Origin of the sequence: Streptomyces sp. KPB2, assembly GCF_003950055.1 — a bacterium.
In the GTDB taxonomy this organism is placed as follows: Bacteria; Actinomycetota; Actinomycetes; order Streptomycetales; family Streptomycetaceae; genus Streptomyces; species Streptomyces salinarius.
In genome coordinates this window covers 7,690,496-7,707,907 of sequence record NZ_CP034353.1, presented here as the reverse complement: position 1 = coordinate 7,707,907, position 17,412 = coordinate 7,690,496, and the positions used below count along the sequence as shown (strand labels likewise).

At 73.0% G+C, this 17,412-nt stretch carries 14 protein-coding genes; 8 read left to right on the top strand and 6 right to left on the bottom strand.

The window, feature by feature from the left end; translation table 11 throughout:
- Nucleotides 1-308: 308 nt before the first annotated feature.
- On the top strand, nucleotides 309-1,514 hold the full coding sequence (locus D1J63_RS34900) for an alanine--tRNA ligase-related protein (RefSeq protein WP_125634545.1): 1,206 nt from the start codon (nucleotides 309-311) through the stop codon (nucleotides 1,512-1,514).
- A gap of 7 nt (nucleotides 1,515-1,521) precedes the next feature.
- Here the strand turns inward: D1J63_RS34900 and D1J63_RS34895 are convergent, their stop codons facing one another.
- On the bottom strand, nucleotides 1,522-2,457 hold the full coding sequence (locus tag D1J63_RS34895; RefSeq protein ID WP_125634543.1) for a MurR/RpiR family transcriptional regulator: 936 nt from the start codon (nucleotides 2,455-2,457) through the stop codon (nucleotides 1,522-1,524).
- Between the two features lie 195 nt (nucleotides 2,458-2,652).
- On the opposite strand from D1J63_RS34895, the gene D1J63_RS34885 reads away from it, so the two are divergent.
- Genes D1J63_RS34885 through D1J63_RS34875 form a run of 3 tightly spaced genes read left to right on the top strand, consistent with a single transcriptional unit; the run spans nucleotide 2,653 to nucleotide 6,495 of the window.
- A complete protein-coding gene (locus D1J63_RS34885; protein WP_125634541.1) occupies nucleotides 2,653-3,654 on the top strand; it encodes a BadF/BadG/BcrA/BcrD ATPase family protein in 1,002 nt (333 codons plus the stop codon).
- Nucleotides 3,655-3,662: 8 nt separating this feature from the next.
- Complete coding sequence (locus D1J63_RS34880; protein ID WP_125634539.1) at nucleotides 3,663-5,234, top strand: sodium:solute symporter; 1,572 nt, start codon at nucleotides 3,663-3,665, stop codon at nucleotides 5,232-5,234.
- A gap of 58 nt (nucleotides 5,235-5,292) precedes the next feature.
- Nucleotides 5,293-6,495, top strand: a complete 1,203-nt coding sequence (locus D1J63_RS34875) for an anhydro-N-acetylmuramic acid kinase (RefSeq protein WP_125634536.1) — start codon at nucleotides 5,293-5,295, stop codon at nucleotides 6,493-6,495.
- 26 nt (nucleotides 6,496-6,521) lie between these two features.
- Here the strand turns inward: D1J63_RS34875 and mgrA are convergent, their stop codons facing one another.
- The 3 genes from mgrA to D1J63_RS34860 form a co-directional block, all read right to left on the bottom strand.
- Nucleotides 6,522-7,568, bottom strand: coding sequence for an L-glyceraldehyde 3-phosphate reductase (gene mgrA, locus D1J63_RS34870; protein WP_125634534.1), 1,047 nt, complete (start codon nucleotides 7,566-7,568; stop codon nucleotides 6,522-6,524).
- A gap of 128 nt (nucleotides 7,569-7,696) precedes the next feature.
- Nucleotides 7,697-8,062, bottom strand: coding sequence for a darcynin family protein (locus tag D1J63_RS34865; RefSeq protein ID WP_102932380.1), 366 nt, complete (start codon nucleotides 8,060-8,062; stop codon nucleotides 7,697-7,699).
- A gap of 57 nt (nucleotides 8,063-8,119) precedes the next feature.
- Nucleotides 8,120-9,013 (bottom strand): NAD(P)H-binding protein, encoded by an 894-nt coding sequence (locus tag D1J63_RS34860; RefSeq protein WP_125634532.1) that lies wholly within the window; start codon nucleotides 9,011-9,013, stop codon nucleotides 8,120-8,122.
- 103 nt (nucleotides 9,014-9,116) lie between these two features.
- On the opposite strand from D1J63_RS34860, the gene D1J63_RS34855 reads away from it, so the two are divergent.
- From D1J63_RS34855 to D1J63_RS34845, 3 genes are all read left to right on the top strand, one after another.
- Nucleotides 9,117-10,076: a LysR family transcriptional regulator gene (locus D1J63_RS34855; RefSeq protein WP_164713111.1), complete on the top strand. Its 960-nt coding sequence runs from the start codon at nucleotides 9,117-9,119 to the stop codon at nucleotides 10,074-10,076.
- Nucleotides 10,077-10,672: 596 nt separating this feature from the next.
- On the top strand, nucleotides 10,673-12,193 hold the full coding sequence (locus D1J63_RS34850; protein WP_125634528.1) for a catalase: 1,521 nt from the start codon (nucleotides 10,673-10,675) through the stop codon (nucleotides 12,191-12,193).
- Between the two features lie 197 nt (nucleotides 12,194-12,390).
- Nucleotides 12,391-13,311 carry an SDR family oxidoreductase gene (locus tag D1J63_RS34845; protein ID WP_125634526.1) on the top strand — a complete coding sequence of 307 codons (921 nt, stop codon included), beginning with the start codon at nucleotides 12,391-12,393 and terminating at the stop codon, nucleotides 13,309-13,311.
- Nucleotides 13,312-13,326: 15 nt separating this feature from the next.
- Here D1J63_RS34845 and D1J63_RS34840 read toward each other — a convergent pair whose 3' ends face one another.
- Nucleotides 13,327-14,616, bottom strand: a complete 1,290-nt coding sequence (locus D1J63_RS34840; RefSeq protein ID WP_197925183.1) for a phosphatase PAP2 family protein — start codon at nucleotides 14,614-14,616, stop codon at nucleotides 13,327-13,329.
- 229 nt (nucleotides 14,617-14,845) lie between these two features.
- On the opposite strand from D1J63_RS34840, the gene D1J63_RS34835 reads away from it, so the two are divergent.
- Entirely contained in the window at nucleotides 14,846-15,418 is a 573-nt protein-coding gene (locus tag D1J63_RS34835) for a TetR/AcrR family transcriptional regulator (protein ID WP_102931085.1), read from the top strand.
- Between the two features lie 45 nt (nucleotides 15,419-15,463).
- Here the strand turns inward: D1J63_RS34835 and D1J63_RS34830 are convergent, their stop codons facing one another.
- The gene (locus D1J63_RS34830; RefSeq protein WP_164713110.1) at nucleotides 15,464-17,386 is read right to left on the bottom strand and encodes a glycoside hydrolase family 9 protein; all 1,923 of its coding nucleotides are present in this window, start codon (nucleotides 17,384-17,386) and stop codon (nucleotides 15,464-15,466) included.
- Nucleotides 17,387-17,412: the final 26 nt, after the last annotated feature.

Sequence of the window (17,412 nt, the reverse complement as noted above, 5' to 3'; positions counted from 1 at the left end):
TCGGTCGGCGCGCTGTTCCTACCAGGGTAGGGACGGCCGGACGGGATGCCGCGGTTGCGGATATCCGGGTGCTCGCAGGGGCCGGAGGCGTTATGTTCGTGACATGAACGTCATCGGCACACGCACCTCCGCGACCGCGCGAGCGACCAGCTCGCCGGTTGCCGCCGCCTGACCTTCCTTTTTCCACCGGCGACCGGAAACGGCCCGTCGGTGGTTCACGTGGCGCCCGATCGCCTTCGCCCCGGTGCGAGGACCACACCACGCTGTTCTCCGGTGCCCCTCCCGCCTCGAAGCGAAGGAGTCACCTCATGGACACCGAGCACGTCGTCCGGACGTTCGTCGAGTACTACGAGGAGCACGGTCATCGCCGGATCACCGGCTCGACACTGCTGCCCGAACCCGGCGACCCCGTGCTGTTCACCAGCGCCGGCATGCATCCGCTCACCCCGTACCTGGAGGGCCGCCCCCATCCGCTGGGCCGGCGGCTGGTCAACGTGCAGCGCTGTCTGCGCACCACCGACCTGGACGCGGTCGGCGACAGCAGCCATCTGACGGTGTTCCAGATGCTCGGCACCTGGTCGCTGGGCGACTACGAGGGCCCTCAGAGCCTCGACTGGGCCCACCGGCTGCTCACCGAGGGCCTGGGCGTCGACCCGGGCCTGCTGCACGCCACCGTGTACGGGGGCGGCGAGCAGGTCGGGCCGGACACCGAGTCCCTGCGGCTGTGGCAGGAGCGCGGCGTTCCCGTGGAGCTGACGGAGGAGGACAACTGGTGGTCCAACGGGCCGGTGGGTCCGTGCGGACCCGACTCGGAGATCTTCCTGTGGAGCGGTGACACCCCGCCCCGGTCCACGCCCACGGGCGACGACCGCTGGGTGGAGGTCTGGAACCACGTGATGATGCGTCACCGCCGGCTCGACGACGGCCGTCTCGTGCCGCTTCCGCAGCGCAACGTCGACACCGGCCTGGGTCTGGAGCGCCTGGCCTCGCTGCTCCAGGGCAGGTCGTCGGTGTTCGAGTGCGACGTCTTCGAGCCGTGGCGTCGGCTGCTGCCGTCCCTGTGGCCGCTGGACGAACCGTCGTTTCGCGTGGTCTGCGACCATCTGCGGTCGTCGGCCGTGGTCGTCGGCGACGGGGTGCGTCCGGCCAACACCGGCCAGGGATACGTGCTGCGCCGCCTGGTGCGACGGCTGCTCACCGTGGTGTGGCGGGACGATCCCTCACGGGAGCTGGGCGATCTGCCGCGGGAGCTGATCACGCACACGTGGGACCACTTCCGCCAGGACGGGGATCCCGGTCTCGTACGGCACGTGCTCGTGGAGGAAGAGCGCCGGTTCCGGCGGCTCCTGGAACGCGGCCGGAACGTGCTCGCCCGGCCTCGCTTCCGGGGCCCGCTGGGGGAGGAGGACTTCCACTACCTCCACGACACCCACGGTCTGCCGCGCGAGCTGGTGACGAGCCTGCGCGAGGGCGAGTACCCGGAGGCGGGAGGCGTGGGGACCGGACGTCGGTGACGCCCCGTCACCCGGTGCGGCGCGCAGGTCGCCGGTGGCGCCGGACGGCCCCGTAGGTCTCTTCGAGGGCGGTGGTCGCCGCGTCGTAGGAGCGCTGGGCGACGCCGACGAAGAGGCAGTCGACGACCGCCAGCTGGGCGATGCGGCTGACGGTCGCGCCGGAGCGGAACGGCGTTTCCCGCGCGCAGGTCGTCAGCACCAGGTCGGCACTGGTCGCGAGCGTGGAGCCCGGGTCGTTGGTCAGGGCGATGGTGGTGGCTCCGCGTTCGGCCGCGGCCCGGAGGGGTTCGGTGGTGTCCTCGGTCTCGCCGGAGTGGGAGACGGCCAGGGCCACGTCGCCGGGTCCCAGCAGGGCCGTCGCCGTGAGCGCCGCGTGCCGGTCGCTCCAGATGAAGGCCATCCGGCCTATGCGGTGGAGCTTCTGGTGCAGGTCCTGGCCGACGAACGCGCTGGCACCGACACCGAAGATGTCCACCCTGCGGGCCTTGGCCACGGCGTCGACCGCCCGGCCCAGCACCTCGACGTCGAGTCCGGCGCCCGAGTCCTCCAGGGCCCGGACCTCGTTGTAGATGATCTTGCTGACTATCCGGTCCAGCGAGTCCGTGGGGCTGATGTCGGTGCCGCCCTGCGCCGCCCGTTCGCCGCCCAGGGCGTGCTCCCGCGCCGCCGCGGCGGCCAGCGCCAGGCGCAGCTGGGGGTAGTTGCCCGTGCCGATGGTGCGGCAGAACCGCATGACCGTGGCCGCCGAGGTGCTCGCCCGCTCCCCCAGCGCGTGGATGGAGAGCTCCGCGACCTGCCCCGGGTCGGCCAGGACGGCGTCGGCCACCCGCCGTTCGGAGGGAGCCAGGGCGGGGCGGGCGGCGCGGATGCGCGTGAGGATGTCGGCGGGCGGAGCGTCCTGGGCGGACCGCTCCGGTACGCGGGACGAGGACTGGCGGACCATGGCCCCTCCTGGGTGTGGTGAACACAGGGTAAGGGGGCGCCCCGAGGGCGTCAAAAAGTTACGCGGTGAACGACCGCACGTTACTTATTGACATCCGGAGGGCGGCGTTCCCATACTCGGACGGCGATCCGCACCGGTCACCGACGACCCGGTGGCTCTCGACGTGCCGGGTCCCTCGGGCAAGGGGCGAGCCGTATGACTTCAGTGGTGGCGGTGGATCTGGGGAAGACCGGTTGTCGCGCCCTGCTGTGGCGCGGCGCCGGCTCCTCACCGTCCGTCAGCTCCGTGGCCGGTGCGCCCGGTCTCGCGGCGCCCGACGGCGTGGCGGCGGCCCGTGCGGCCGTGCGTGCCGCCGTGGAGCCGCTGCTGCGCGAGCAGGGCGGTGCCCGGCCGGAAGCGGTCCTGGTGGGTGCCGCCGGAGCGGCTTCGGCCCCCGCGGCGGCCCGTTCCCTGGCGGGCGCCCTCCTGGAGGACCTGCCCGTCGACGAGGCGGCGGTCACCAGCGACGCCGTCACCGCCCACGCCGGTGCGCTCGGCGGGCGGGCGGGTGTGGTGCTGGCAATCGGCACCGGGTCGGTCGCGGTCGGCATCGGCGCCGACGGGACGTACGCACGCATCGACGGGTGGGGTCCCCTGCTCGGCGACGACGGCAGCGGCGCCCGCATCGGCACGGCCGGACTGCGCGCCGCCCTGCGCGCCCACGACGGCCGGGGCCCGGCCACCGCTCTGCTGGACGCGGCCGTCCGTCTCTTCGGCGATCCCGAGCGCTTGCCGGCGACCGTCGGACGGGACGGCAACCCGGCTCGTACGGCCGCCTCGTTCGCCCCGGAGGTGGCCCGTGCCGCCGCTGCGGGGGACGCCGTGGCCTCGGCGATCGTCCGGGAGGCGGCCGCCGACCTGGCCGAGACCGCCCTCGCGGCGGCCGGCCGGATCGCCTCGGACGGCGGCCCGCTGCCGCTGGCCGTCACCGGCGGTCTCACGGGGCTCGGCCCGGCCCTGACGGCGCCGCTGACCGCGGCGCTCACCGGGTCCGGACTCCCGGTGCGGCTGACGTCCTCGCTCGGCGACCCCCTCGACGGGGCCCGGTTGCTGGCCGTGGACCGCTCCACCCCTCATGCCCGTCTCGTCGTCCGCGTCCGCCGGACGGCCGCCCATCCCCCTCCCCCCACGCCGGCGACCCCACCGGCCCGTGCCTAGGAGCAAGCGTGCGCCAGCTCGACCTCGTGGTGATCGTGGTCTATCTGATCGGGATCGCCTGGATCGGCCTGCGGAAGGCAGGCCGGCAGAAGTCGGCGAAGGACTACTTCGTCGGTGAGGGCCACATGCCGTGGTGGACGGTCTCCTTCTCCGTCGTCGCCACGGAGACCAGCGTGCTGACCGTCATCAGCGTCCCCGGCGGCGCCTACAGCGGCCAGGGGTTCGGCAACGTCGAACTCGCCCTGGGCTACGTCGTCGGACGTGTCGTCGTGGCCACCGTGCTGATCCCCCTCTACAAGCGCGGCGGCTTCGTCAGCGCCTACCAGTACCTGGGCGACCGGTTCGGGCTGAAGCTGCAGGGGCTCGCTTCGGTGACGTTCGTGTTCACCCGGCTCCTGGCCGAGGGCGTGCGGCTGTTCGCCTCCGCCATCCCGATCAAGCTGCTGCTCGACGAGTTCGGCGTGCACGCGAGCTACCGCGTCATCATCGTCGTGATCACGCTCATCACCGTCGTCTACACCTACCTGGGCGGCATCAAGGCGGTCATCTGGACCGACGCCATCCAGATGGTCCTCTACCTCGGCGGCGCGGTCCTCGCCGTGGCGGTGCTGTCCGCGCACGTCGGCGGGGACGGCTACGCGCGTGCCCTGGACGCCGGCAAGTTCACGCTCTTCGACACCGACTTCGACCTCGCCCACATCCTCACCAGCCCGTTCGCCCTGCCCACGGCCATCGTCGGCGGCGCCATCTTCGCCATGGCCTCGCACGGCTCCGACCAGCTCATCGTCCAGCGCGTGCTGGCGACCCGGACACTGCGCGAGGGCCAGAAGGCCATGATCGCCTCGGGCGTCTTCGTGACCGTCCAATTCGCCGCGTTCTCGCTCGTCGGCGCGCTGCTGTGGTCGTACAACGAGGGCAGGTCCTTCTCGGACCTGGGCCTGTCCAGCTCGGACAACCTCTACCCGGAGTTCATCCTGCACGGGCTGCCGGTGGTCGTCTCGGGTCTGCTCGTGGCCGGCATCCTGGGCGCCGCGATGGGCTCGCTGTCCTCTGCGTTGAACTCCATGTCCAACTCGACGGTCGCCGACATCATCCACAGCTTCTTCCGCACCACGCCCTCCGAGGAGGCGCTGCTGCGGCTGGCCCGCTGGATGACACTGGTGTGGGCGACGCTGATGGCGGTCTTCGCCTGCGCCTTCAGCGCGAGCACGGGCAACGTGTATCTGACCGGTCTGACCATCGCGGGCTACACCTACGGCGCGCTGCTCGGCGCCTTCCTGCTGGGGCGGCTCGTCAAACGGGCCAACGAGGCCGACTCCGTCGTGGCCTTCCTGGTCACCATCGGCGTGATGACGTACATCGTGCGCGGTGTGAAGATCGACGTCACCACGGGCGGGACGACGGTGTCGCAGGCGATCGCGGCCCAGTGGCTGGTGCCCATCGGCGTGGTGATCACCCTGGTCGTCGGCGGTGTGCTGAGCCTGTTCCACCGGGCGCCCCGGTCCGCGGCGGGCAACGCGCCCGACGAGGAGCCGGGTGCCGGTCCGGACCGGCTGACCACGGCGGCCGACCGGAAGTGATCCCGTCCGGGCGGGCCCCGCGCCCGTCCGGCCCGCCCAACTCTCGCAGGAGTGCATCGTGCGTGTGATCGGCCTGATGTCAGGCACGTCCTACGACGCCGTCGAGGCGGCCGCCGCGGACCTCGAACTGCGGGACGGGACCCTGGTGATGCGTCCGCTCGGCCACCTCTCCGCCCCCTACCCCGACCGGCTGCGCGACCTGATCGCCGGCAGTCTGCCCCCGGCCGCGGTGACGATGCGGGCCGTCGCCGAGCTGGACACCGGCATCGGGCAGGCGTTCGCCGACGTGGCCGTACGTGCCGTGCGCGAGCTGTGCGGGGGTGGCGCCGACCTGGTGGTCTCGCACGGGCAGACCCTGTACCACTGGGTGGAGGACGGTGCCGTGCGCGGTACCCTCCAGCTCGGGCAGCCCGCCTGGATCGCGGAGGCGACCGGACTGCCCGTCGTCTCCGACCTGCGCGGCAGGGACGTCGCCGCCGGTGGCCAGGGAGCACCGCTGGTCGCCATGACCGACGTCCTCGCCCTGGCCGCCCTGCCCGGCGTCCCCGCGGCCCTCAACCTCGGCGGGATCGCCAACGTCACCGTCGTCGCGCCCGGCGCCGAGCCGCTGGCCTTCGACACCGGGCCCGCGAACGCCCTGATGGACGCCGCCGTACGGCACTTCACCGACGGTGCGGCCGCGTACGACGAGGACGGGCGCCGGGCCGGGGCGGGCCGGGTCGATCCGGCGCTGCTGCGGGTGCTGCTCGACGACCCCTACTACGGCAGGCCGGCTCCGAAGAGCACCGGCAAGGAGCACTTCCACCTGCCGTACCTGCTCGACGCGCTCGCGGCGGCGCCCGTCGCCGAACCCGACGACGTCCTGGCGACGCTGGCCCGGCTCACCGCCGTCACGGTGGCCGACGCCTGCCGTGCGCACGGCGTGACGCGGCTCGTGGTGTCCGGCGGCGGGGCGCGCAATCCCGTGCTGATGGGCCTGCTCGCCGAGGAGCTGCCCGGGGTGGCCCTCGGCTCCAGCGACGCGCTCGGGCTGCCGTCGGACGCCAAGGAGGCGCTGGCCTTCGCCCTGTTGGGCTTCCTGACCGTCAACGGCCTGCCGGGGGCGGTCCCTTCGGGTACGGGGGCGCGCCGGGCGGCTCTGCTCGGCACCGTCACACCGGGGCTGGAGCCGCTGCGCCTGCCCGAACCGGCAAACGAGCCGCCCCGGCTGCTCCGTATCGCCGGCGGACCCGGTTGTGACCGGAACGCCGGGGGCGCCTGAAGCGTGCGTCCGGGGCGGGCGGCGCCTCAGCCGAGGGCGCCGGTACGGGCCTGCCGCCACAGGTCGACGTCGCCGTCGACGACCGCGTGCCGGTCGATCTCGGCGAGTTCGTCCTCGCCGAAGGCGAGGTTGCCGAGGGCGGCCACGTTCTCCTCCAGCTGCTCGGGGCGGGAGGCGCCGATGACCAGCGAGGTGACGCGCGGATCGCGCAGCGCCCAGGCGAGCGCCATCTGCGCCAGGCTCTGGCCCCGGCGGGCGGCGATGTCGTCGAGGGCGCGCAGCCGCCGGACGGTGTCCTCGGTGAGCCAGTCGGTCGCGAAGGACTTGCCCTGGGTGGCGCGGGAGCCCTCGGGCACGCCGTCGAGGTAGCGGCCGGTGAGCAGCCCCTGGGCGAGCGCGGTGAAGCCGATGACGCCGAAGCCCTCGTCGGCCGCGGCGTCGAGCAGGCCCTCGGTCTCGATCCACCGGTTGAGCATGTTGTAGGAGGGCTGGTGGATGAGCAGGGGCGTGCCCAGGTCGCGGAGGATGGCGGCGGCCTGCCGGGAGCGTTCGGCGTCGTAGGAGGAGATGCCGACGTAGAGCGCCTTGCCCTGCCGCACCGCCGTGTCCAGCGCCGTCATGGTCTCCTCCAGCGGGGTGGAGGCGTCCAGGCGGTGGGAGTAGAAGATGTCGACGTAGTCGAGGCCCATGCGCTTCAGGGACTGGTCGAGGGAGGCGAGTACGTACTTGCGGGAGCCGCCGCCCTGGCCGTAGGGGCCGGGCCACATGTCCCATCCGGCCTTGGTGGAGACCACCAGCTCGTCGCGGTACGGCGCCAGGTCCTGCCGCATGATCCGGCCGAAGTTGATCTCGGCGGAGCCGTAGGGCGGGCCGTAGTTGTTGGCGAGGTCGTGGTGGGTGATGCCGAGGTCGAAGGCGCGCAGGGCGATCTGCCGCTGGGTCTCGAAGGGCTTGTCGTCGCCGAAGTTGTGCCAGTAGCCCAGGGACAGCGCGGGCAGGTCGAGCCCGGAGCGTCCGGTGCGGCGGTAGTGCATGGTGCCGTCGTAGCGGCTGGGGTCGGCGACGTGGCTCATGGTGCGTTCTCCGGTGTGCGGCGGGTCGGGCGGCCGCGGCGGCTTCGCGGGCCCCGTCAGTTTCTCACCGCCGCCGACCGCCCGATCCACCCGGTCCGCCCGCCCGGTCGCGCCGGGCGGGCGGTGGCTCAGGTGGAGATGGTGGTGACCGCGTCCACGCCGTAGGTGCGGGCGTAGCCGTTCTCGGTGCCGACGAGGAGGTCGACGACCTCGAAGTACCGGTCCCAGAAGGGGGTTTCGCGCAGGGCGTCGACGAGCCGCTGGTAGGCCTGGTGGTCGACCGCCTCCCAGACCCAGACGTCGGTGACGCGGGCGGAGTAGAACTCGGTGTCGTAGAAGCGTGAGCGGACACCGGTGGTCCTCGCCTCGACCACGGGGACGACCTCCGTGGTGAAGGCGTGGATCCGCTCCTCGACGGTCATGGCGAGCCATTCGGGTGTGGTCTTGACGAGCATGAACGCGGTGACCGGGGTTTCGGTGGTGTGTGCGGGCATGGTTGCTTCCCTTTCCGGGACGGTGTTCGGTCGGGGGTGGGGAGTCGCGGGTGGAGGTCAGGGCCGGAGCGCGGGGCCGAGGATCTGGTCGACCCAGTGCTCGAAGGTGGTCGGGGTGGTGGTGTCCGGGGTCCGGGGGACGCCCGCGTCGAGGCCGTCGTCCTTGGCCCGCTTCATGTCGACGACGCCCTGGGCGAAGGCCGGGTCGAGGCCGTAACCGAGGAGTGCGGCATGCAGTTCTTCGAGCGGCCGGCGTTCGTAGCGGACCGGGCGGCCGAGCCGTTCGGTCATGATGCGGGCCAGGTCGTCGGGTGACAGGTCGCACGGACCCAGCACCGGGACGCTGTCGTTGCCGGTCCAGGACCGGTCGAGCAGCAGGCCGGCGGCCACGGCCGCGATGTCTGCGACGGCCACGAAGGGGGCCTTGCGGTCGGCGGCCGTCGTGTCGGTGAAGCAGCCCTCGTCCCGGATGGCGTCGGTGTCCTCGAGGAGGTTCTCGAAGAAGGACGGGTTGGCCAGGGCCCGGTAGGCGACACCGGTCGCCGCGATGAGGTCGTCCATGGCGAGGGACGCGGTGACGAGTCCGGCGCGGCCGGCAACCGGGGTGCCGCGGCCGAGGGCGGAGACGCCGACGACATGGCCCACGCCGTGCGCGGCGAGCGCGTCGGCGGCGGGACGGGTGAACCCCCGGTAGGCGTCGTCCGGGGTGCGGGAGGAGTCCGGCGGGACGAGCCAGAAGACGGCGTCGGCACCGTCGAAGGCCCGGTCGACGACCGCGGGGTCCCCGTGCGAGCCGGGGACCACCTCGACGCGCTCGCGCACCGTGTCGGGGAGTCGTGCGGGGTCGCGCACGATCACGCGCAGTTCCTCGCCGCGGGCGGGGGCGGAGTCCAGGAGCAGGGGCATCAGCCGCCGCCCGATGTTCCCGGTCGGAGCAGTAATGACGATCATGAAAACCTCGTGGATCGTGCCGTTTCGGTACGGCCTCATCCTGGGGAGCCACAAGGTGTTGCCACAATGGGAACTTCAGCAAGGGATTGTTGCCTGGAACGGAATGACACTGGTGAACAGCACGGATCCGGTCGCACCGGTCATCGATGCCAATCTCGCGGTCGCCCTCGACGCCTTGCTCACCGAGCAGAGCGTCACCCGCGCCGCCGCCCGCATGCACACCTCCCCCGCGGCGATGAGCCGCACCCTCGGCCGCCTCCGCCGCATCCTCCAGGACCCTCTCCTGGTCCGCGCCGGTCAGGCCATGGTGCCCACGCCGAGGGCACTGGCCCTGCGGGAGGAGGCGGCCGCCGTGGTACGCGGGCTCGGCGCACTGCTGGCCCCGGCCACCGGCGTCGACCCCGCCACGCTGCGCCGCACCTTCAGCCTCCAGACCGCCGACCTGGTCGGCGCGGCCCTCGCCGCCGGTCTGCTGACGCTGGCCGGGCGGGAGGCGCCGGGGATCTCGCTGCGGTTCAGGGCCGAGGAGCTGGAGGCGGGGCCGGCCCTCCGCGACGGCCGGGTCGACCTGGAGGTCGGGGCGATCGAGCACGTGGATCCGGAAACCCGGGTCGAGGACCTGGTCACCCTGCAAATGACGGCGGCCGTCCGGCCCGGCCACCCGCTCACCGAGGGGCCCCTGACCCCGGCCCGGTTCGCCGCGGCCGAGCATGTCGCGGTCAGCCGCCGCGGCCGCTTCGAGGGCCCCGTCGACACCGCACTCGCCGAGCACGGCCTCGGCCGCCGGGTCGCCGTGGTCCTCCCGTCACACCTGGCCGCCCTCTCCCTCGCCGCCCGCACCGACGTCGTCGCCCTGGTCCCCGCCGTGCCGGACACCGCGGGCCTGCCTCCGAGCCCGCTCACCGAGCAGGCCTCGGCCCTCGGGCTGCGCCTCCTCGACGTTCCGCTCACGCTGCCGCCCGTGTCCATCGGCATGGCCTGGCACCCCCGGCACACCGCCGACGGCGCCCACCACTGGCTGCGCACCGCCGTCCGCCGGGTGCTCGCGCCCGGCGCCGCCTAGTGCGGGAAGGCGCGGGGCGGGCGGGTCACGACGGTCTCCCGGAACTCGGCGATGCGGGACCGCACTTGGCGCATCAGGTGGGTGTCCTCGATACGGTCCAGGTACAGGCGGCGGGCGGCGAGGCCCGGCAGGTCGAAGTCGGCGTTCCGGCGGGCCGCGAGCAGGGCGGTCTCGCGGCCGGTTCGGCGGGCGTGCCGCGTCCAGGGCCGCCGGTCGCGTCACCGCCGCCGCCCGCTCCGCTTGCGAGGGCCGGAAGGCGGCGGAGACTGATACGGACGACGGCACTCCGGAGGGTCCTGGACGGATGGGCGAGGGCGATTGCGCGGTGCGTTCCGGCACCGGGACCCGGCACGGTCCCCGGGCCGACGGGCCCCACCCCGGCCGGCCCCGCCCGGCGGGTCGCCGCACCCCGGCCGGAGCGGCGCGGCCGCCGCGGGGCACGCGTCCTGCGGAGTGCGCGTGAACCGCGGCCCCGGGCACGGCGCGGGCGTCGGCGGGGCCCCTTCGCCGGGCCGGGCGGTGAGGGCCGCTCCGTGTCCCGGGCGCGAGTCGCGCGGTCCCCGGACGTCAGCCACTCCCCCACGAAAGGCAGCCACATGACGGACACCCCGCCCGCCACCACCACGGACGCCGGCGCGCCGGCGGAGAGCGACGAACACTCGCTCACCGCGGGCCCGGCGGGCCCGATCCTCCTCCAGGACGCCTATCTCATCGAGCAGATGGCGCAGTTCAACCGGGAACGCGTCCCCGAGCGGCAGCCGCACGCGAAGGGCAGCGGCGCCTTCGGACACTTCGAGGTCACGCACGACGTGAGCGCCTACACCAAGGCGGCCGTCTTCCAGCCGGGCACCCGCACCGAGCTGGTCGCCCGCTTCTCGACCGTCGCGGGTGAGCGCGGCAGCCCGGACACCTGGCGCGACCCGCGCGGCTTCGCGGTGAAGTTCTACACCAGCCAGGGCAACTACGACGTGGTCGGCAACAACACGCCGGTGTTCTTCGTGAAGGACCCGATGAAGTTCCAGCACTTCATCCGGTCGCAGAAGCGACGGGCGGACAGCAACCTGCGCGACCACGACATGCAGTGGGACTTCTGGACCCTCTCGCCGGAGTCGGCGCACCAGGTCACCTGGCTGATGGGGGACCGCGGCATCCCGCGGAGCTGGCGCCACATGAACGGCTACACCTCCCACACCTACATGTGGATCAACGCCGCGGGCGAGCAGTTCTGGGTCAAGTACCACTTCAAGACCGACCAGGGCGTCGAGTGCTTCACGCAGCACGAGGGCGACCAGATGGCGGCGGCCGACACCGACTACCACACGCGGGACCTCTTCGAGCACATCCGTGACGGCGACTTCCCGAGCTGGACCCTGCACGTGCAGGTCATGCCGTACCAGGACGCCGCGGGCTACCGGTTCAACCCGTTCGACCTGACGAAGGTGTGGCCGCACGGCGACTACCCCCTCATCCCGGTCGGCCGCATGACCCTGGACCGCAACCCGACGGACAACCACGCCGAGATCGAGCAGGCGGCCTTCGCGCCCGCCAACATGGTCCCCGGCATCGGCCCGAGCCCGGACCGCATGCTGCTGGCGCGGCTGTTCTCGTATCCGGACGCCCAGCGCTACCGGATCGGCGCGAACTACCAGCAGCTCCCCGTGAACGCCCCGGTCGTCGACGTCCACAGCTACTCCAAGGACGGCCAGATGGCCTACCGGAAGAAGAGCGACCCGGTCTACGCGCCGAACTCCAAGGGCGGCCCCGCCGCCGACACCGAGCGGTTCGGCACCCCGCCCAGCTGGCAGACGGACGGGGCGATCACCCGCAGCGCCTACGTCGACCACGCCGAGGACGACAACTGGACCCAGCCGGGCACCCTGGTGCGCGACGTCATGGACGACGCCGCCCGTGACCGGCTCGTCGAGAACGTGGTCGACCACCTCCTCAACGAGGTGACCGAGCCCGTGCTCAAGCGGGCCTTCGAGTACTGGTCGAACATCGACAAGACCACCGGTGAACGCATCGAGCGCGGGGTGCGGGCGAAGGCGGGCGAGAAGGACTTCAAGGCCGCCGAGCAGCGCAATCCCGCCCGGCAGTCCATGCAGGGCAAGGCCTGACCCGGACCCTCCGCGGGATCTCCGGTCTCCGTCGACGCGGGGCGTGTGCCACACGGCGCACGCCCCGCGTCGCGTCTTCCGCATCGCGCCCCTCCCCCCACCATGACGACAGTGACTGACATCGCGTGCTACGGTCGATGACAGCGGCTGTCATCAATGGTCGGCCGCCCTTGTACAGGCATGACTGGAGGATTCTCATGCGCGTTTTCGTCACCGGCGCCTCCGGCTGGATCGGCTCAGCCGTCGTTCCCGAGCTCATCGGGGCGGGTCACCAGGTCGTGGGCCTCGCCCGTTCGGACGCCTCGGCCGACGCGCTCACCACGGTCGGCGCCGACGTGGTCCGCGGCACCCTCGACGACCTCGACGTCCTGCGGGGCGCGGCCGCCGACTCGGACGGGGTCGTGCACCTCGCCTTCAAGCACGACATCGCGTTCTCGGGGGACTTCAAGGGCGCGGGAGAGGCGGACCGACGGGCCGTCGAGGTGATCGGGGAGGCGCTCGCGGGCTCCGGCCGGCCGTTCACGATCGCGTCCGGAACTCCCGCGATTCCCGGACGGGTGGCGACCGAGCGCGACGGCCACGACCCGGATCCCGCCGCGGCCGCCCGGGGCGATGCCCAGCACGTCCGGGCCCTCACCGCCGAACTGACCCTGTCCCTGGCGGCCCGCGGTGTCCGCTCCTCGGTGGTGCGGCTGGCCCCGACCAATCACGGCGAGGGCGACAACGGGTTCGTCCCGGCCCTCATCGGGATCGCCCGCGAGAAGGGAGTCTCCGCATACATCGGGGACGGCTCCAACCGCTGGTCGGCCGCGCACCGTCTCGACTCGGCGCACCTGTTCCGCCTGGCCCTGGAGAAGGCTCCCGCGGGCTCGACGCTGCACGCCGTCGCGGAGGAGGGCGTGCCCGTCCGGGACATCGCCGAGGTGATCGGCCGGCGGCTGGGCCTGCCGGTGGTGTCGGTCCCGGCCGCCGAGGCGGGTGCCCACTTCACGTGGCTGGCGGGGCCGTTCGCGGACAACCGCGCCGCGTCCAGCGCCCTGACCCGGGAGCTGCTGGGCTGGCGGCCGCTCCAGCCGGGTCTCGTCGAGGATCTCGAGCAGGGCCACTACTTCAAGTAGCGCCCGGTCCGGGGCTCAGACCAGTTCGGGCTGCGGTTCCGCGGGGCGCGGCGGCTCCGGCTGCCGCACCGCCGCGGCCTCGGACTCCCACCGCCTGGTGGTCCGCAGGTATCCGAGGACCACGGAGGCCATCGCGAGGACGAGCAGCGGCCCGGCGACCCACGGGTACTCGGCCATCCGCTCCGGCAGGTAGCGGTACGACACGAGCAGTACGGCGAACACCGTGGTGCCGTGGGCGAGCAGCACGACGCCCGCGCGGTCCCAGCCCCGGGCGAACGAGCGCATCGCGGCCTCGACGGTGAGCGCGAACACCACGCCGGCGACGAGGTCGGCACCGTAGTGGTAGCCGAAGCCGAGCGTCGCGGTGAGCGTGGCGACCAGCCAGAAGGCGCCCGCGAACCGCATGGGCCCGGAACCCTTGCGGGAGTGGATGAAGAGCGTGGTGGCCCACGCCGTGTGCAGGCTGGGCATGCAGTTGCGCGGGGTGATGTCGTCGAAGGGGATCGCGTGCGGGGCGCCACCCGGCGGCGGCGTGTGCGGCCACAGGTCGGCCACCGCCCACTGGCCGCCGTCGGCGCCGTAGGCGAAGACCGGTCCGACCACCGGGAAGATCATGTAGACGGCGGGTCCGAGCAGGCCGATGACGAGGAAGGTCCGCACGAGGTGGTGGCTCGGGAAGCGGCGCTCGGCCGCCACGTGCCGCAGCTGGTACAGCCCGACGAGCGCCGCGGCCAGGGGCAGCTGACCGTAGACGAGGTGGAGGACGTGACCGCCGACCGGTTCGGTGGCCTCGACGAACCGGCCCACCAGCCAGGAGGGGTCGCCCAGTGCCCGGTCGGCGGTGGCCACGTACGGATCGAGCACCGCCTTGCGGGTCTCCGAGGTGATGAGCAGCCAGGTGTCGCCGGTCTTGTGCCCGGCCACCAGCAGCAGGCCCAGTCCCGAACCCTTCAGCAGCAGGGCCCGCTCGCCGCCCGTGCGGCGCGTCACGGCGACGACCGCACAGCCCAGGACCACCCACAGCGCGCCGTTGCCGAAGTTCATGTCGGCGCCGACCGCCCAGCGCACCAGCCAGAAGACGACGTCGATGCCGATCGCCGCACCCGCCGCGACCAACCGCTGGCGCCAGGTCAGCACCACCATCGTCAGGGCGAGCCCGGCGTACAGCAGCGGCCCCGAGTCGGGCGCGAAGATCACTTCTCGCGCCTGTGCGGTGATCGGACCCCGCTCGCCGTAGTGGCGGGCGGCGAACTCCAGCGCGACGAGGAACCCGAGGGTCACCACACCCGCCGCGGTCCACAGCACGGCCCGCGGCCGGCGCCGGGCGGCGGACAGGGGGCCGAGATCTCGGCGCGAGGATATTCGTGTGGGTGTGGTCTTCACTTGTTTGGCCCGTTTGCTAGGGGGTCGGACACATGGGTCACTCGTACGGCTCGTCCCGAGTTCGAACATGCTAACGGCACAGGTTGCCTAATCATGTTAGGAAAGTCCATAATCTTCCACGGATGCGGCGCAATCGATGCGGAGGACGGGTGTGGCGCGGGTAGGGCTGACGACCGAGGGTCTGATCAGGGCCGGGGCCGAGACGGCCGACGAGATCGGCTTCGAGCGCACCACTCCGACGGAGCTGGCCAGGCGGTTCGGGGTGAAGACCGCCAGCCTGTACTCGCATGTGAAGAACGCCCACGACCTCAAGACCGGGATCGCGCTGTTCGCCCTGGAGGAGCTGGCCGACCGGGCCTCCGAGGCGGTGGCCGGCCGGGCGGGCAAGGACGCGCTGATCGCCTTCGCGAACGTCTACCGCGACTACGCCCTCGAACACCCCGGCCGTTTCGCCGCCACCCGGTTCCCCCTGGACGCGGAGGCGGCGGCCTCCAGCGCGGGTGTGCGGCACGCCCAGATGTCGCGTGCGATCCTGCGCGGATACCACCTGGCGGAACCGCACCAGACGCACGCCGTACGGCTGCTGGGCAGCGTCTTCAGCGGATACGTCGGCCTGGAGACGGCCGGGGGCTTCAGCCACAGTGCCCCCGACTCCCAGGAGAGCTGGACGGAGATCCTCAACGCGCTGGACGCCCTGCTGCGGACCTGGCCGACCAGTTCCTGACCCGCGGGGCCCGACCCCGCCGGTCGACGGGGCCCGTGCCGGAGGTCAGGCCCGCGCCGCGGTGAGGGAGAGCGCGTACAAGGCCGTCGAGGCGAAGTCGTCCGCCGGTTCCACCGTCTGCCAGGCCCGCACGTCGTCGACGTAACCGGCGCCGCGGCCGTCGAACCGCGACCACGGTCCGCCCTCCGGGGCGAAGGAGCAGGGGCGGGCCCCGTCGAAGGTGTCCGCTTCCTTCAGCAGGTCCGCGTCGTTCGGACCGTTGACGACGGCGCCCCGCAGGATGTCGCCGCCGCCGGTGCGGCTCATGGCCAGGTTGGCGACCTGGTGCTGGAGGCAGTGCGGGTAGAGGTCGCCGGCGCCCACGACGAAGCTGGTGCCCCAGGCGTTGGCCCCGAAGACCCACGCCAGTTGCCGCGCGGCGAAGTCGTCGTACCGGTGGTCGCCGGTGACACGGGCGTACAGTTCGGCGGTCGCGAGCAGACCGAAGGTGTTCGGCACCGCGTCGAAGTCACCGGGTACGACGCCCGACCGGAAGGGGTCCGAGGCCGCGCGTTTCCTCCCCGTCTCCACCTGCCGCCGCAGCTCCGCCTTCAGCGCGGCCGCGAGGCCGGCGTCGGGGTCCGCCGAGGTGAGCACGTCGGCGTGGGCGAGGGCGCCGACGTCGGCGGGGCCCAGGGTGCCGCCCCGCTCCTCCCGCAGGGCCGCGCGGGCCCAGGCCGCCGCCTCCTCGCTCCACCGCGAGCGGCGCGCGTCACCCAGCGCGTCGGCGCCGCGGGAGAGTTCGACGGCCGCCCACTCCATGTCGTCGCGCCAGGTGCGCTCCTGGTAGTAGTCCGCGGGCGTGGTGGTGACCAGGGCTCCGCGGTCCGGGCGGGTGTCCGCCCGCGCGTAGACGGCGGCCGCCTTGTCGAGCCAGGCACGGGCCTCGGCGGGATGCTCGGCGGCCTCGGTCTGCGCGGCGAGGGCGAAGGCGGCACTCACCCGGCCCGCGAGGTTGGGGCTGATGGGCTCGCCGGGTTCGTTGGCCCGGAAGACGGGCCGGTACTTGATCAGGTAGTCGGCGTCCCCCGGCGCCACGGTGAGCCGGTCGTCCTCCTCGGGCAGCCGCCACACGTCGTGGTCGCCGCGGATCTCCTCGCCGCCGGACCCGAGCCCGACCTGTGCGTAGAGCGTGCCCGTCGCCCCGTCCCACATCCGGTCCAGCCACCGCAGGCCGTGGCGTGCCTCCTCCCGCAGCCCGGGCACCGAGGGGGTGTCGCGGACGGTGCTCAGCATCTGTGCGACCACGTAGGACGTCGTGTGCGTGAACTTCAGGAAGTCGCCGGCGTCGAACCACCCGCCCGACACGTCCACGGGGCCGGCGGCCTCGGCCGGTTCCGGGCCGGCCGTCGTCCCGTCGGCCGTCGTCCCGTCGGCCTCCGACCCGGTGCGCGGCGGCTCGTAGACGCGGGCCCGCTCGTCCGTCAGGTGCGAGGGCACCCGGCCGGTCGCGTCGGCCAGGACGTCCTCGCCGTCCCGCTGGGTGCCGAAGAAGCGCACGGTGTCCGCGCGCAGCGGGTCCAGCAACCGCCGGGCCGGCGCCACCCGGAAGCGGGTCTCCGCGCCGGCGTCCGCGCCGACCAGGCGCAGCCGGTAGGTGCCGGTGCGGTCGACCGAAGACAGGTCGATGGCTCGCACGGCGGTGTACGTGGTGTTCCAGCCCCCGAGTGAGGGGCCGAGGCGGCCGTGCCCGACCTTGTCCCCCCGCTCGTCCAGGACTTCGAACTCCGCGTCGGCCAGCTGCTTCCCGTCGCCCATGGCGTAGGCGAACTTCTTCTCGCCACTCACGTATCCGACCTGGTTCACGCGGACGGCCGCCGGTGCGTGGTCGCCGCCGGCCCCGGAGCACGCGGTGAGGCAGGAGGCCGCCAGCACGGCGGCGGTCACGGCCGGCACGGTGCGGGCCGACGGCGAGAAGAAGTGGTTCATGGCGGACAGTCTGGTCGACGGCACCA